The sequence below is a fragment of the Limnovirga soli genome (assembly GCF_013106755.1).
GTDB lineage: Bacteria > Bacteroidota > Bacteroidia > Chitinophagales > Chitinophagaceae > Limnovirga > Limnovirga soli.
The window spans coordinates 106,856-122,367 of sequence record NZ_WHPF01000001.1 but is presented as its reverse complement, the minus strand read 5'-3'; the positions used below and the strand labels follow the sequence as shown (position 1 = coordinate 122,367).

13 protein-coding genes are annotated in these 15,512 nt (G+C 39.4%); 8 read left to right on the top strand and 5 right to left on the bottom strand.

Annotation, left to right across the window (positions count from 1 at the left end; translation table 11 throughout):
• Positions 1 to 30 precede the first annotated feature (30 nt).
• The 8 genes from GD597_RS00440 to GD597_RS00405 all read left to right on the top strand — a co-directional run bounded on the left by GD597_RS00440 (position 31) and on the right by GD597_RS00405 (position 9,321).
• Positions 31 to 2,439, top strand: coding sequence for a heavy metal translocating P-type ATPase (locus tag GD597_RS00440; protein ID WP_171605819.1), 2,409 nt, complete (start codon positions 31 to 33; stop codon positions 2,437 to 2,439).
• 356 nt (positions 2,440 to 2,795) lie between these two features.
• Positions 2,796 to 3,005 carry a cbb3-type cytochrome oxidase assembly protein CcoS gene (ccoS, locus tag GD597_RS00435; RefSeq protein WP_171605818.1) on the top strand — a complete coding sequence of 70 codons (210 nt, stop codon included), beginning with the start codon at positions 2,796 to 2,798 and terminating at the stop codon, positions 3,003 to 3,005.
• 52 nt (positions 3,006 to 3,057) lie between these two features.
• The gene (gene ccoN, locus GD597_RS00430; RefSeq protein WP_171605817.1) at positions 3,058 to 5,184 is read left to right on the top strand and encodes a cytochrome-c oxidase, cbb3-type subunit I; all 2,127 of its coding nucleotides are present in this window, start codon (positions 3,058 to 3,060) and stop codon (positions 5,182 to 5,184) included.
• 135 nt (positions 5,185 to 5,319) lie between these two features.
• The gene (locus GD597_RS00425) at positions 5,320 to 5,481 is read left to right on the top strand and encodes a CcoQ/FixQ family Cbb3-type cytochrome c oxidase assembly chaperone (RefSeq protein WP_171605816.1); all 162 of its coding nucleotides are present in this window, start codon (positions 5,320 to 5,322) and stop codon (positions 5,479 to 5,481) included.
• Between the two features lie 25 nt (positions 5,482 to 5,506).
• Positions 5,507 to 6,721, top strand: a complete 1,215-nt coding sequence (locus GD597_RS00420; protein ID WP_171605815.1) for a cbb3-type cytochrome c oxidase N-terminal domain-containing protein — start codon at positions 5,507 to 5,509, stop codon at positions 6,719 to 6,721.
• A gap of 12 nt (positions 6,722 to 6,733) precedes the next feature.
• Entirely contained in the window at positions 6,734 to 8,155 is a 1,422-nt protein-coding gene (gene ccoG / locus GD597_RS00415) for a cytochrome c oxidase accessory protein CcoG (protein ID WP_171605814.1), read from the top strand.
• A 25-nt stretch (positions 8,156 to 8,180) separates the two neighbouring features.
• Positions 8,181 to 8,609, top strand: a complete 429-nt coding sequence (locus tag GD597_RS00410; RefSeq protein ID WP_171605813.1) for a FixH family protein — start codon at positions 8,181 to 8,183, stop codon at positions 8,607 to 8,609.
• Position 8,610: 1 nt separating this feature from the next.
• Positions 8,611 to 9,321, top strand: a complete 711-nt coding sequence (locus GD597_RS00405; RefSeq protein WP_171605812.1) for a sulfite exporter TauE/SafE family protein — start codon at positions 8,611 to 8,613, stop codon at positions 9,319 to 9,321.
• 412 nt (positions 9,322 to 9,733) lie between these two features.
• On the opposite strand, the gene GD597_RS00400 is transcribed toward GD597_RS00405, so the two are convergent.
• The 5 genes from GD597_RS00400 to GD597_RS00380 all read right to left on the bottom strand — a co-directional run bounded on the left by GD597_RS00400 (position 9,734) and on the right by GD597_RS00380 (position 15,403).
• The gene (locus GD597_RS00400) at positions 9,734 to 11,515 is read right to left on the bottom strand and encodes a YfbK domain-containing protein (RefSeq protein WP_171605811.1); all 1,782 of its coding nucleotides are present in this window, start codon (positions 11,513 to 11,515) and stop codon (positions 9,734 to 9,736) included.
• 145 nt (positions 11,516 to 11,660) lie between these two features.
• Positions 11,661 to 12,203: a hypoxanthine phosphoribosyltransferase gene (gene hpt / locus GD597_RS00395; protein WP_171605810.1), complete on the bottom strand. Its 543-nt coding sequence runs from the start codon at positions 12,201 to 12,203 to the stop codon at positions 11,661 to 11,663.
• A gap of 32 nt (positions 12,204 to 12,235) precedes the next feature.
• On the bottom strand, positions 12,236 to 13,294 hold the full coding sequence (locus GD597_RS00390; protein WP_171605809.1) for a glycoside hydrolase family 73 protein: 1,059 nt from the start codon (positions 13,292 to 13,294) through the stop codon (positions 12,236 to 12,238).
• Positions 13,294 to 13,935 (bottom strand): O-methyltransferase, encoded by a 642-nt coding sequence (locus GD597_RS00385; RefSeq protein WP_171605808.1) that lies wholly within the window; start codon positions 13,933 to 13,935, stop codon positions 13,294 to 13,296. The genes GD597_RS00390 and GD597_RS00385 overlap by 1 nt, the downstream gene beginning before the upstream one ends.
• Positions 13,922 to 15,403: a sodium:solute symporter gene (locus tag GD597_RS00380; RefSeq protein ID WP_171605807.1), complete on the bottom strand. Its 1,482-nt coding sequence runs from the start codon at positions 15,401 to 15,403 to the stop codon at positions 13,922 to 13,924. Before GD597_RS00380 ends, GD597_RS00385 begins: the two co-directional genes overlap by 14 nt.
• Between the last annotated feature and the right edge of the window lie 109 nt (positions 15,404 to 15,512).

Here is a 15,512-nt window from a genome sequence, read left to right as displayed (position 1 = left end):
ATATTTCATTACTGGTTTAACCAATTATATATGCAAAAAGAAACTGTTTTAACAACCCAAACAACCTGTTTCCACTGCGGTGATGAGTGCGGCTCAAAACCGGTACTGGCGGCAGAAAAAATATTTTGTTGCGATGGTTGTAAAATGGTGTATGAAATATTAAACCAGAACGGACTTTGTAATTATTACGATATTAGCCAAAACCCCGGTATAAACCGCAAAATAAAAGTAAGGGAAAATAAATTTTCTTTTCTGGATGATGAGGGTATTGTACAGTCGCTTATATCCTTTAAAAACGATACCCAAACACATGTTACTTTATACCTGCCCCAAATGCATTGCAGCAGTTGCCTTTGGCTGTTGGAAAACCTGCACCGCCTGGATGCTGGTATTGTTAGCAGCAAAGTAAATTTTGTAAAAAAGGAAGCTGCCATTGTTTACCAGCATAAAGAAACCAGTTTAAAAAAAGTAGCTGAATTGCTTACCAGTATTGGTTACGAGCCATATATCAGCCTGCATAATTTATCTGAAAGAAAATCTTTTGTAGATAAATCCAAGATTTATAAACTGGGCGTAGCCGGTTTTTGTTTTGCCAATATTATGATGCTCAGCTTTCCCGAATACCTGGGACTAAGCAGTAATGAACACCAATTGCAGGTAGTGTTCAGGTGGATAAGCGTTATGCTAAGTTTGCCCGTGTTTTTTTACAGTGCTACAGAATTTTACATCAGTGCCTGGAAAAGTTTAAGGCATAATTTCTTAAATATTGATGCGCCAATTGTTTTGGCTATATGGGTAACTTTTGGGCGTAGCCTGTATGAAATATTTTCAGGTACCGGCAGCGGATATTTAGATAGTATGTCGGGTATTGTATTTTTTATGCTAATAGGCCGGGTATTGCAAAACAAAACCTACGAACAGTTAAGTTTTGAGCGGGATTATACCTCCTATTTCCCTATTGCCGTAACACGAATAAATAAACAAAATGGTGAGGAATCCGTAGCATTACCGTCAATTGCCTTAAACGATACCCTACTTATTCATAACGAGGAACTCATCCCCGCCGACGGTATTATTACCCGCGGTAAGCCTTTGATTGACTATAGTTTTGTAACAGGCGAAAGTGTACCCGTGCAAAAAGAAATTGGTGAAATAGTGTATGCTGGGGGCCGTCAGGTAGGTGGTAATATGGAAATTCTGGTAATTAAAGAAGTATCACAAAGCTATCTTACCGGGCTATGGAATAAAGAGGAATTGAAAAAAGATAAACCTTACGAGGAACAATCCTTTGTACACCTGCTAAGCCGTTATTTTACTGTCATCCTTTTTATTATTGCTTTCTCTGCAGCGGTATACTGGTATTTTGCTGATGCCGGTAAAATATGGAATACAGTTACTGCCGTTTTAATTGTGGCATGCCCTTGTGCGCTATTACTTAGTAACACCTTTACCAATGGTAATGTATTGCGCATTTTAGGTCGTAATAATTTTTATTTACGCAATGCCCAAACCATTGAGGAAATGGCTACTGCCGATGTAATTGTTTTTGATAAAACCGGCACGTTAACCTATAATAATTTTCAAAAAATCGTATACGAAGGCAAATTGCTAAGTGCCCACATGCAAAAGAAAATAGGGGCTTTGGCTGCACAATCTACACACCCCTTAAGTAAGGCCATTACACAATGGGCAGGTAAGGATGCTACTATTGAAATAGCCGGGTTTATAGAAACCCCGAGCATGGGTATAGCAGCCATTGTAGACGGCACTTCCATGGCATTGGGTTCTTTAGCATTTATTGATGCAAAAGAAACTCAGGGAAATAATACTGGCACTACTGTTTTTCTTTCCTGTGAGGGCGAGTTACTGGGTAAATTTACCTTGCAAAATACCTATCGCGAAAGTGTAGAAAGCTTAATGCCTTTATTGCAAAAACACCATCAGCTGGTAGTACTAAGCGGCGATAATGAGGCCGAACGCAATAACCTGTTGCAATTGCTGGGCCCCCAAGCCACTATCTTATTTAAGCAAATGCCCGAGGATAAATTAAACTATATACAAAGCCTGCAACAAAAGGGTAAAAAAGTAATTATGATTGGCGATGGCTTAAACGATGCAGGCGCCCTAAAACAGGCCAATGCAGGTATTGCCATTACTGAGAATACCAACAATTTTACCCCCGCCAGCGATGCTATTATGGAGGCAGCCATGTTGCCCAGCCTGTATAAGTTTATTCATTTATGCCGCGCCAATAAGCAAATTGTATATGCCGCTTTTGTTATTTCTATTCTTTATAATATCGTTGGTATTTCCTTTGCTGTAATGGGCTTGTTATCCCCCATGGTAGCAGCTATTTTAATGCCTTGCAGCAGCATTAGTATTGTGTTAATCACTTTTGGTTTTACCAATATTGCAGGCTGGCGTTTAAAGCTTAAATAGATTTTATACACCTTTTATTTTTATTGCCCCGGCTGCAAATTACCAATGTTGCTTTACTTGCGTCGCACTCTTGTACGGTAGTAAGTGCTGCGGCTGTACTGTGCGTGTTGCAGTAAACAAAACATATTAAAAATTTCTTAATTTTTTGAAGCCACAAGGGAGGAACCCTGAACCGAGCGTGGCAAGTAAAGCCTCCATAAGTTGTACAGTTTGCTCCCAAAAAATACTCTATTAAATTAATGGACTACTATTTAGCCAAAACGGGTACTAAAAATGATTAAAGTCATGTTTTGCTTTGAGTATTGTCATACACCTACTTTTTACCGCAGGGTACATTTGTTATAATTATTTTAAATATGAGTGTCTTAATCATCCTGCTGATAGCCAGTATTACCGTCGCATCCATTTTTCTTTTTGCTTTTTTGTGGAGTGTAAAACATGGTCAGTTTGATGATGAAATTAGTCCGCCATACCGTATGCTTTTTGATGATATGGTACCCGTAGAAGCTACAGAAAAGATAGCCATTGCAACAACAGTAGAAAAAACAGAAACCTCCAATCAATAGACCAATCCAATATCAGCGCAGGCTGATAGTACAAATTCCAAAATTCAATTGTATGCAGTTAGACAAATTTTATTACGACAACAAAATTGTGAAGATGTTTGCTTACGCTACCATCCTTTGGGGTGTAGTGGGTATGCTGGCAGGCTTGCTTGCTTCCATCCAGATTTTTTACCCGGCAGCCAACTTCAATTTTGCGCCAACAACATTTGGCCGGCTTAGACCAGTACACACCAATGCAGTAATATTTGCCTTTGTGGGTAATGGTATTTTTATGGGTGTTTATTACTCCTTACAACGCCTGTGTAAAGCCAGGATGTTTAGTGATGTATTAAGCAAAATACATTTCTGGGGCTGGCAGGCTATAATAGTATCTGCCGCAGTTACTTTGCTGGCTGGTTTTACCACCGGTAAAGAGTACGCAGAACTGGAATGGCCAATAGATATAGCCATTACATTGATTTGGGTAGTATTTGGTATTAACATGTTTGGCACTATTATTAAGCGCCGTGAAAGCCATTTATATGTGGCTATCTGGTTCTATATTGCCACATGGATTACCGTTGCCATGCTGCATATAGTTAACTCCTTTGAATTACCGTTTTCTCTCCTTAAAAGTTATAGCTGGTATGCCGGTGTACAAGATGCACTTGTACAATGGTGGTACGGCCATAATGCAGTTGCATTTTTCTTAACTACACCTTATCTGGGTGTTATGTATTACTTTTTGCCAAAAGCAGCTAACAGGCCGGTATATAGTTACCGCTTGTCTATCATTCACTTTTGGGCTTTAATATTCCTGTATATATGGGCTGGCCCGCACCACTTATTATACACAGCTTTGCCTGATTGGGCACAAAACCTGGGTGTGGTATTTAGTGTAATGCTTATTGCACCAAGCTGGGGTGGTATGCTTAATGGCTTGTTTACCTTACGTGGCGCATGGGATAAAGTAAGGGAAGATCCTATTCTTAAATTTATGGTAGTGGCAGTAACCTGTTACGGTATGTCAACCTTCGAAGGTCCAATGCTATCACTTAAAAACGTAAATGCTATTTCGCACTTTACTGACTGGACAGTAGCACACGTACACGTAGGCGCATTGGGCTGGAATGGTTTCTTAACCTTTGGTATTCTTTACTGGATTATACCACGCATTTTTAATACTACTTTATATTCTAAAAAACTGGCCACTACCCACTTCTGGATTGGTACCATTGGTATTGTTCTGTATGTGGTTCCAATGTACTGGGCTGGTTTTACTCAGGCAATGATGTGGAAGAGCTTTACCGATGAAGGTACCCTTACCTACTCGTTCCTGGAAACAGTTACCCATATAATACCCCTGTACATTACACGTAGTGTAGGAGGTACTTTATACCTGGTGGGTGTGTTTATCATGGTATACAATATTGTAAAAACTGTTACATCTGGCAGCCTGGTAGCCAACGAAGCCGCAGAAGCTGCACCATTACCAAAAGTAATACATGCCGAAAGCGAGAAATACTGGCACCGCTGGATTGAAAGAAGACCTGTACAAATGCTTGTATTTAGTCTTATAGCAGTTGCCATTGGTGGTTTGGTAGAGCTAATACCAACTTTCCTGGTACAAAGTAATGTGCCCACTATTGCATCAGTAAAACCATATACTCCGCTTGAATTACAGGGCCGCGATATTTATATAAGAGAAGGTTGTTATAACTGTCACTCACAAATGATTCGTCCATTCCGCGATGAGGTAGCCCGCTACGGTGAATACTCCAAAGCCGGTGAATTTGTATACGATCATCCGTTCCAGTGGGGTAGTAAAAGAACCGGTCCGGATTTAGCCCGTGAAGGTGGCAAATATCCCGATAGCTGGCACTATAATCATATGCTCGATCCGCGCAGTATGAGCCCCGGATCCATTATGCCAAGCTATTCGTGGTTGCTCGATAATCAATTGGATACCGCCATTACACCTGCTAAAATAAGGGCACAGCAAACACTGGGTGTACCTTATCCAGAGGGTTATGATAAAATAGCCAATGCAGATCTGGCAGCACAGGAAAAACAAATAAAAGAAAGTCTTAAAAAGGACAAAATTGAAACCAATAGTAATGCAGAAATAGTAGCCTTAATTGCTTACCTGCAAAGAATAGGTAAAGACATAAAAGGCGAGGCGCCAACAGTGCAAAACTAAAATAAATGTGTACCGGGCAGAAGCCCATTCATTGGGCTTCGCTTGCGTCGCACTCTTGTACTGCCGGTAATACTGTGCAGCAAAAAAGAAAAAATAAACAATCAAACGCCACAGGCGAAAACAGGAGCAATACAAATGAAATTTATCAACTACATACAAAGTATCATCAATGTAGATACGTATGGCTTAATTGGCTTGTTATTGTTTTTTATCATATTTATCGGCATCTCCTTTTGGGCGCTGAAAGCAGATAAAAAATTAATGGATAAAATAAACCGTATTCCCCTGGATAACTAATACTGCAACACTCAAAATAACGATCATGAACATTCATTTATTTAAAAAAGTATATGGCAAAGGCATTAAAACAGTAGGCCTGCTAATCGCATGTTTACTGCCGTTTTTAACTTTTGCACAAAACCCCAAAAAGGTTTCAGACGTATCCAATCCTTTTGCCATGGCAATGATTGCAATAGCTGTATTTCTGCTTGTGGCCATCTATATGGTATCCAGGCTATTGGTACAACAGGCACAATCAAGGGTAACAAGATTTAAAAAACAGCAAAAAGATAATGCTGCTAAAATTGTAGCTGCAGTTGTTATTATTTGCCTGTCTTTTGCTCATACAACAGGGTTTGCCCAGGATACAGCATCCGCAGCACCTGCCGCATCAGCATTGGTGCCCATATTATCAGATACTTCTTTCTATGGCCTTGTTTCTGTAATTGCTGCCGAGTTGATTATTTTGGTAGCTATGTTAATACAGTTAAAAGCCATGATGTCTGCCGAAGAACTGGAAGAAGCTACTATTGCAGCCGCTGCTGCCGGTATACCGGTAGAAGCAGTTAAAAAAGACTCATCATGGAAAAAAGTATGGGATAAAGCCAATAGCTTTAAACCATTACAGGAAGAATCTACCATCGATCTTGGTCACGATTATGATGGTATCCGCGAACTGGATAACCGTTTGCCACCATGGTGGATTTATGGATTTTTACTTTGTATCCTTTTTGCGTGTGTTTACCTCTGGCGTACCCAGGTATCGCATTCCGCGCCAACTGGAATAGAAGAATACCAGGCCTCAGTTGCAAAAGCTGCTGTAGAAAAAGAAGCCTATCTCGCAAAATCCAAAAGCAGTGTAGATGAAAATACGGTGAAAGTATTAACCGAATCTGCTGATTTGGAAGCTGGCAAGAAAATTTTTACTGCCGTTTGTGTAGCCTGTCATTTGGCTGATGGCGGTGGTGGTGTTGGCCCCAATCTTACCGATAATTACTGGATACATGGCGGTTCTATAAAAGATGTCTTTAAAACCTTAAAATATGGCTGGCCCGAAAAAGGGATGAAGAGCTGGAAAGATGATTATTCCGCATTACAATTAGCGCAAATTGCCAGTTATGTAAAAAGTTTACAAGGTACTAAACCTGCTACACCAAAAGATCCGCAAGGCGAGTTGTATAAAGAAGAAGGTGCTGCACCTGCTGTAGATTCAACCAAAACAGTAGACAGTACAAAGATCACGGCCTCTATAAAGTAAAATTTCAAGATAATGAGTAATCATGTTGAGCATATAAACGCACCATCCACTGAGGCTTTTAGGGATAGTTTGGCTACCATCAATAAAGAGGGTAAACGTAACTGGATATATGCTCAAAAACCAAAAGGAAAGTTTTATTCAATTAGAACACTATTAAGTGTGCTATATTTTATCATATTTTTTGGGTTGCCCTTTGTAAAATTACATGGGCACCCATTATTTATGTTTAATATTCCACAGGCTAAATTTATTGTATTTGGTAAAATTTTCTGGCCGCAGGATTTGTTCATTTTCGGCCTTACCATGATTACTTTTATTTTCTTTATCATCCTGTTTACTGCAGCTTTTGGCAGGTTGTTTTGTGGATGGGCATGCCCCCAAACCAATTTTATGGAAATGATGTTCCGTAAAGTTGAATATATTATCCTGGGCGATGCCAATGCACAAAAAGCACTCAAAAATGCACCATGGAGCAGTAAGAAAATATTTAAGGTAACACTTAAACACCTGGTTTTTTATGCCCTGGCATTTGTTATTGCCAACTTCTTCCTCGCCTATATTGTTGGAATGGATGAGCTGAAAAAAATTATAACAGAACCAGTAAGTGAACATACCGCAGGCTTTTTTGCTATCCTTGCTTTTAGTGGTGTTTTTTATGCAGTATACGCCTTTTTCCGCGAGCAGGCCTGTACCGTGGTTTGCCCCTATGGCAGATTGCAAAGTGTATTACTAGATAAAAACTCCATGATAGTTGCCTACGATTATAAACGTGGCGAACCAAGGGGTAATAAAAAGAAAAATACCGAAGAACAACCGTTGGGCGATTGTATAGATTGTCATCAATGTGTACGTGTATGCCCTACGGGTATCGATATCCGCAATGGTGTACAAATGGAATGTGTAGGCTGTACCGCCTGCATTGACGCCTGCGATACTATTATGGATAAAATTGGTAAGCCACATGGTCTTATACGCTATGCATCAGAAAATTCAATAGCCAATGGGGAACCATTGCATTATACTACCCGTATGAAACTCTATACAGGTTTATGTGCAGTAGTTTTAACTATATTAAGTGTTATTCTCTATAACCAAAAAGATATTGAAGTTACCATAATGCGTACACCAGGCATGTTGTATCAGGAACATGGCAAAGACAGTGTGTCTAATTTGTACAATATTAAAATGGTAAATAAAACTTTAGATGATATACCATTGACCGTTAAATTTGAAACCCTGCCGGGGAGTATTCAAATAATTGGTAATCCCTTTGTGCTGGTACACAAAGAAGGGCAGGGCGCCGGTTCGTTTTTTGCCATTTTGCCAAATAAATTAATTCACGAAAGAAAAACCGATATTAAATTGGGCGTTTATCAGGGCGATACAAAAATTGCAGATATAACCACCAGTTTTATGGGGCCTGTGTCAGAATAATATTTTATTTATTAAAACATGTATTATGAGTTGGGGAAATAAATTACTGGTGGTGTTTATTTTGTTTGCCGTGCTAATGGGTACGCTGGTATATAAAGCCGTTACTACAGAAACAGACCTTGTTAGCGAAACCTATTATCAGGACGAACTTAAATATCAGGATAGGATAGATGCCGGCCAAAATGCCGCCAAATTAAGTGCTGTACAGGTACAACAGCAAAATGGTACAGTTACCATTACCTTACCCAGTGAAATGCAGGGTAATAAAATTGACGGACAAGCCTATTTCTATAGCCAAAGCAATCCTAGGAATGATAGGCATTTGAACCTTTCAACAGATTCGCTTACTACTGCTTTTACCAAAGATCAATTGCCAACTGGTTTGCTTACCATTAAACTTAGCTGGAAATCGGGTAGCGAAAATTATTATGTAGAAAAAATGGTTAACCTCTAACATGCCATGGCAACTATTAATATCAGGTTTGCTGCTGGGTTTAATTAGCAGTGTACATTGCGCCGGCATGTGTGGCCCTGTTGCATTGGCTTTGCCCATACAACTATTGCCAAAAAAGCAAAAATCCATTGCCATTTTTTTGTACAATATAGGCCGCATTATTACCTATAGCTTACTTGGCTTAATTGCCGGTATGGCAGGCCGTTTTATTATGGTGGGGTCCTTTCAGCAAATATTTTCTGTAGTGTTTGGTATAGGTATTTTAGTAATTATTACGGCTTCTTATGTATTTAAAAAAAGCCTGCATATAACACCACTCAATAATTTGTATAACCGCCTTCAAATGTTTATGGGCAGGCAATTAAAACAACAGGGTTTGCCCGCTATTTTTATGTTGGGTATGGCCAATGGTTTACTGCCTTGCGGTATGGTTTATATGGCGGTAACAGGTGCTTTAACCTTGGGTTCGTTAAGTGGCGGAATGTTGTATATGTTTTTGTATGGTATGGGTACACTGCCAGCTATGTTGGCTATATCCTTTCTTGGTTCAATGCTGCATGTTTCAGTGCGTAATAAATTCAATAAAATCTCCCCATATATACTGGCTTCAGTAGCCGTATTATTAATTCTTCGCGGACTTAATCTTAATATTCCCTATATAAGTCCCTATTTCTATTCTAATGGCGGCGCAACCACCATTAGCTGTCACTAAATACATTTTTTTGTTGGCCCGGCAATTCATTCATCATGCATCTTTACTTGCGTCGCACACTTGTACTGTAGAATGTAAAGCAGCAAAGGGTGATGTGCGGATGAGGAAATGTGCAAATGTGTGAATGTGCGAAGGAGAGCATGTGCGGATGTGTGAATTTGCTGATGTGAGGATGAGGGAAAGTTAAGATGTGGGAATGATTGGGCGAGAGGTTGAATTAATTATTTAAGCCTGTTTAATTCTCCGTTGAATAGAAATTCAGGTGTATAAGTGTGCGACGCAAGTAAAGCCTGATGCTTGTGTTTCTGCTTGGCTCAACCCTTTGTATTTTATTTTTGTTGCAGACTTTAATTTATTGTGACCAGGAAATTACGCTACGGTAATTATATAATGTTTGGTATTAGTGTACAGCTTAAAAACCACGCTCTTTTTTCTGCTTTCTTTTTTTAGGAATAATATACAATTTATTGGCGGCTTCAAGTAAATTGAGAAACTCAGCTTCTGCATAGTTGTTGGGGTTTACCGCCGATTTTGCTATACGAAATACATCGCTCCAGTTGTAATGTTGCCATAGGTCGGATTGCTTTAACAGGCCACCAAACATAATTACAGCACTGGCCAGTTTATAACTACTATCTAACATAGTAAATGGGCGGTAGTTGTTTATGGCTGTAAATGGCAAAAGATTATCTGCATTGCTTACAGGCGAGTGATAATGCAGTAAAAGATCTGCAATATCATTGTTGCTTGAGTTGGCAGCAATGGTATCGTTAAAGTAGCCGGTGGTTTCAATTTCAAAAACGGCCCTGAATGCATGTCCGGTGCCTATTTCGCCACCTTCCAGTTCGCGGGTGGTATCGTTTACCAATTCTTTTTTATTGTCGAAACCAATAAGCCGGTATTTGCTTACATAATCCGGATTAAAATGTACGGTAACATAGGCATTGCTGGCAATAGTATAAATGGTTTTTGTAAACTCGGTTACCAGTGTTTTTTCTGCTTCATTGATATTATCTAAATAGGCAAAATTGCCATTGCCTTTTTTGGCCAGCGCTTCCAGTTTACTGTCTTTATAGTTACCCATGCCTACACCAAGACAGGTAAGTGCAATGCCGGATTGCCGGTGCTGAATAACAAGGTCTTCCAGTTCTTTATCACTGGTGATGCCAACATTAAAATCTCCGTCGGAAGCCAGGATAATGCGGTTGTTGGCTTCTTTATGATAAATAGATTCAGCCAGTTTATAAGCTGTTTTTAAAGCCGCTTCGCCGGGTGTTTCACCGCCAGCCTCCAGTTTTTCGATAGCTGTTTTTATACTGTCTTTGTATATACCTGAAGTAGGTGGTAAATAAGTACCCACAATGCCGCCATAAATTACAATGGCAACGGTATCCTGTTGCCGAAGATTGTTTACCAGCATTTTAAAGGCTTCTTTTAGTAATGGTAACCTATTGGGCTGATCCATGGATCCGGAAACATCTATTAAAAATACCAGGTTGCTGGGTGGTATACTGTCTAATGCCAATACCGGTGCCTGTAAGTTGATAAATAATAGCCGGTTTTGTACATTCCAGGGGGCTTGTGTTAATTGGGTTTGGCAGGTAAACCTGTTATTTGTGGGTGGTGTTTGACGATTAAAATTAAAGTAGTTCAGCATTTCTTCGATGCGTACCGCATCGGCGGGTACTTTCATATCCATATGTATAAACCTGCGGATATTACTATAGGATGCCCGGTTGATATTTAGCGCAAATCCGGTTTCGGGGTATTGATCGGCTTTGGTAAAATCATTCTCAATTAATGTGGTATAGGTTTCATTGCCGTTTTGATAAAGATTGGTACGCATGTCTTCATTTGCTGGAATTAATGAAGCCAGTTTCTTTTTGGTAATGGTAGTTGCACCTGCTGTAAATTTTAGGGTAAAAGTTTGATAACTGCTGGTGTAAGCAATGGTATGCAGGGTTTCGTAGCCATCGGCTTGCAATAAAATGCTATCGCTGGTATTGTTTAATGGAATGCCAAATGTACCTGAAGTGCCTGTGAAATAAGGGATAGTACCTTTTGAGTGTACCTGTATTTTTACATTATAAATGCCATTGCCATTTGCATCTACCACTGCACCACGCAAATAATATTGCGCAGTGGCGCCTGTAGCGGCCAGTAGCAGTAAACATATGATTAACCAGTGTTTCAAAAGAAATGCAGGTTTGTTTCAAAGTTACTGCGCTGCTATGATAATTGTATATTGTATTTCCTATTGCTGCCTCAAAGGAGGAACCTTGAACCGAGCGTGGCAAGCGGTGATGCCAATATAACCTATTGTTGACCAACAAATGGCTTTACTCCGGCTGCTGCAATTGATATATGGCATTGCTGTTGCGGCCAAATCCATTATAATCCAAGCCATAACCCACCACAAATTTGTTGGGAATAGAAAAGCAACAATAATCGATATGAATGGGATATACAGTAGCTTCTGGCTTGTGTAATAAGATGGCAATTTTTAAAGAAGCCGGTTGCATATTATGCAACTGTGGTAAGAAATGGGTGAGCGTTTTACCGGTATCGATAATGTCTTCTAGGATTACGATATGGCGGTTGGTGATATCTGTATCAAGGCCAATGGCAGTAATAACCTGCCCGCTTGATTTTGTGCCTTTGTACGAAGCAAGTTTAATAAAGCATATCTCGGCCTCGATGGTAAGCTGTTTAAAAAGATCGGAGGCAAAAATAAAAGAGCCATTGAGTATAGCTATAAACAAAGGTTTTTTATCCGCATAGTCCTTATCAATTTGCAGGGCCATTTCAGTAATTTTTTCCTGTATTGTTTCTGCAGATAAATAGGGAACAAAAATTTTATCCTGTACTTGTATGGTTGCCATGCCAATAATTTTATTGTTGTAAATGGTACTTATTATTTTGAATTTTGGTTTACCAGCTTGGGATAATAATGCAGTGTGGTGGGGCGTAAATAAACTTTTTCGCCCACTGCAGGTTGTAAGCCTTTTTGCATTTTGTTATACTCGTAAAGGCTTTCTAATTGCACACCTTCTATTTGTGCAATATACTCTATGGTTTCAGCTGGTACAACAATATGCCAATCACGGGTATTGCTTTTTTTAGGTTTTTTCTCCAGAAATATGAGCTGGTCCTGATCCAGTATATCTGTTTTATCCAGACTGTTAAATTCTAATAACCTTGGGTAAGAAACCTGATAAATATTGGCCAATGCAAACAAGGAAGTGCCCGCCGAAGCATAGACAACCTTTGTTTGATTAATGCTAAAAACGCCTTGCGGATATTTACCTTTTTCATACAGTGTTATTACTTGCTGAGGTTGGGGTTCCTGCACAATGGCTGCTACGGATGGTGGGCCTGGAATGGTATCCTGATTTGTGGTGGATGTTTCTTCCATACTGGCGGTGGCCTCCTCTTCTTTGGTGCCATTTTTAATATCTTCCAGTGCCAGTAGTGTAAATTGCTGCAGGTTATAATCTTCTATTACTTTTAAAAGTTTGGAAGCATAAATAGGATTGGTAGCATAGCCTGCTTTCTTTAAACCATGTGCCCATCCTTTATAATCGGTAGGGTCAATTAAAAAAAGCGAAGCATAATTGGGGCGGTTTTTAAGAAAGTCTGAATGGTCTATAAACGATTGCTCTGCCGATGGGTATTTTCTAAAGCATTCCTGTTTTCTGTCATCGTCATAATAATAGGTTTCGCCTGTCCAATCGGATTTGCATTTTATGCCAAAATGGTTATTGGATTCAACAGATAAGGGACTTAGTCCGCTTTGCGATTCTATGATGGCTTGTGCCAGGGTAATAGAAGCGGGTACGCCTGTACGTATTTCTTCATTAATGGCCAATTGTTTATACTTTTCTATATAGGCCCTTACCGTTATTTCATATTGCGCCCGGGTGGTGAAAAACAGGCAGCAACAGCATAGCAATGTTATTAAATTCTTTTTCATTAGTTTTTCTTTTTTATCAGCAGCAGCCCATCTCTAACGGTTAATAAAACCTGCTCTGTTCTTTCATCTTTAGCCACATGAGCATTAAATGCCTGAATGGCCAATGCATTTTTTCCTTTCACGGGTTCTTCCAGCACCTGGCCATGAAACAAAACATTGTCTGCAATAATTACACCATTATTACTTAGCCGTGGCAATACCATTTCGTAATAATTAATATATCCTGTTTTGTCTGCATCAATAAATACGATATCCCAGGTAAAAGGCAATGTAGGTATAATATCTACCGCATTACCAATGTGCAAATGTATTTGTGGATGACAGGCCGATTGGGCAATATTTTTTGCACAGGTATCCGCATCTTCGGGTCTTAATTCAATGGTATGTAATTCGCCATTAGGTTGTAAACCTTTGGCCAGGCAAATAGCACTATAGCCAGTAAAGCTGCCAATTTCCAGTATGTACATGGGGCGCATCATGCCACTTATAAACTCCAACAACTTACCTTGTACATGGCCGCTAAGCATATGTGCCCGGGGATGATGACTATAAGTGCTTTCGTTGATGCCGCGCAATACTTCATCTTCGGGCGTAGTAATGGCAGCGGCATAATTTTCGGCCAAAATATTATTCAGATCCATAAGTTACCTCCGTTGCAGTATGATTGGGTGGTGTAGAAATTGCCCACAGCCCCGCAAAAGTAATAAGACCATTAATTAGCAGCAACTCTATACCAATCTGATAGCCATTAAACCATGTGGCTGCTTCCTTATTTAAAAAATAGCAAAACAGGGGTGCTGCAATGCAAATAAAAGGGATGCCTATATTTTCGCCCAGCTTTCTTTTCGTAAAAATGCCAAAACTAAACAAAGCCAGTAAAGGCCCATAGGTATAGCCTGCCACTTTTAAAATAATATCAATTATCGATTTATCATCCAGCCATTTAAAAAATAACACACATAAAAAGAACACAATTGCAAAAGTAAAATGCACCGTTAATCTTGTTTTTTTGGTTTGCTTTTCAGTAGCTGTTGCATTACGTTGCAGTCCCAGAATATCTATGCAAAAGGAGGATGTTAATGCCGTTAAAGCACCATCTGCACTGGGGAAAAGTGCAGAGATTAACCCAATAATAAATATCACCCCCACAAAGCTGGGCAAATATTGCAATGCAACGGTAGGAAACAGGTCGTCACCTTTTATGTTAATACCATTGGCGCTAACATATAAATACAAAAGCCCTCCTAAAAATAAAAACAGGAGGTTCACCAATACCAATACAGAGCAAAAGGTGATCATGTTTTTTTGAGAATCCTTCAAAGTTTTTACACTAATGTTTTTCTGCATCATTTCCTGGTCAAGCCCTGTCATGCCAATGGTGATAAAAGCGCCGCCGATTATTTGTTTTAAGAAAAATCCACTGCTGTTAATATCCGTATTTAAAAATTTGGTATACCCTTTTTCATTTAAGGCGCTAATGCTGGAGCTGATGGATAAATCCATGGTATGCATAATATAAAATACGCAAACTATCAGGCCCAGCAACATAAAGGAAGTTTGCAGGGTATCAGTAAATACAATTGTTTTTACACCGCCTTCAAACGTATATAAAAGTATCATCAGCAGTATAACAAAAGTGGTTACAGGAAAGCTGATATCTAGTTTGTCTAAAATAAAAATCTGTATCACATTTATTACCAGATAAAGCCTGGCTGTAGCGCCCAATGTTCTTGAGATAATAAAAAACAATGCACCTGTTTTATAGGCAGTAATACCAAAGCGTTGTTGCAGGTAATTGTAAATAGAAGTAAGGTGCAGGCGGTAATACAATGGCAGCAATACATACGCTACTACAAAATAACCCAAAAAATAACCAAGCACCACCTGAAAATAGCCAAAGCCGGCACTGGCCACCGTGCCCGGCACACTTACAAAAGTTACCCCGCTCATCGATGTGCCAATCATACCAAAGCTCACCAGCATCCAATTGCTGTTGCGGTTGCCAATAAAAAAGCTTTCGTTATTGCTATTGCGGCTGGTATACCAGGCCACGCCCAGCAGTAACAAAAAATAGCCGATGATAAATGAAAACAAAAATGTTGCCGACATGTATATTTTTTTACAAAGTACTTTAGTAAATATTATTCGATATTTTTTTGCCGGTTATTATTAACCAGGCAAACACCCCACAATTAAACATCCGTTGCGTCGCACACTT

Bases quoted from the DNA above. Each gene is read 5' to 3' on its own strand.
- GD597_RS00440 (WP_171605819.1), top strand. From the start codon at position 31: ATGCAAAAAGAAACTGTTTTAACAACCCAAACAACCTGTTTCCACTGC.
- ccoS (WP_171605818.1), top strand. From the start codon at position 2,796: ATGAGTGTCTTAATCATCCTGCTGATAGCCAGTATTACCGTCGCATCC.
- ccoN (WP_171605817.1), top strand. From the start codon at position 3,058: ATGCAGTTAGACAAATTTTATTACGACAACAAAATTGTGAAGATGTTT.
- GD597_RS00425 (WP_171605816.1), top strand. From the start codon at position 5,320: ATGAAATTTATCAACTACATACAAAGTATCATCAATGTAGATACGTAT.
- GD597_RS00420 (WP_171605815.1), top strand. From the start codon at position 5,507: ATGAACATTCATTTATTTAAAAAAGTATATGGCAAAGGCATTAAAACA.
- ccoG (WP_171605814.1), top strand. From the start codon at position 6,734: ATGAGTAATCATGTTGAGCATATAAACGCACCATCCACTGAGGCTTTT.
- GD597_RS00410 (WP_171605813.1), top strand. From the start codon at position 8,181: ATGAGTTGGGGAAATAAATTACTGGTGGTGTTTATTTTGTTTGCCGTG.
- GD597_RS00405 (WP_171605812.1), top strand. From the start codon at position 8,611: ATGCCATGGCAACTATTAATATCAGGTTTGCTGCTGGGTTTAATTAGC.
- hpt (WP_171605810.1), bottom strand. From the start codon at position 12,203: ATGGCAACCATACAAGTACAGGATAAAATTTTTGTTCCCTATTTATCT.
- GD597_RS00390 (WP_171605809.1), bottom strand. From the start codon at position 13,294: ATGAAAAAGAATTTAATAACATTGCTATGCTGTTGCTGCCTGTTTTTC.
- GD597_RS00385 (WP_171605808.1), bottom strand. From the start codon at position 13,935: ATGGATCTGAATAATATTTTGGCCGAAAATTATGCCGCTGCCATTACT.
- GD597_RS00380 (WP_171605807.1), bottom strand. From the start codon at position 15,403: ATGTCGGCAACATTTTTGTTTTCATTTATCATCGGCTATTTTTTGTTA.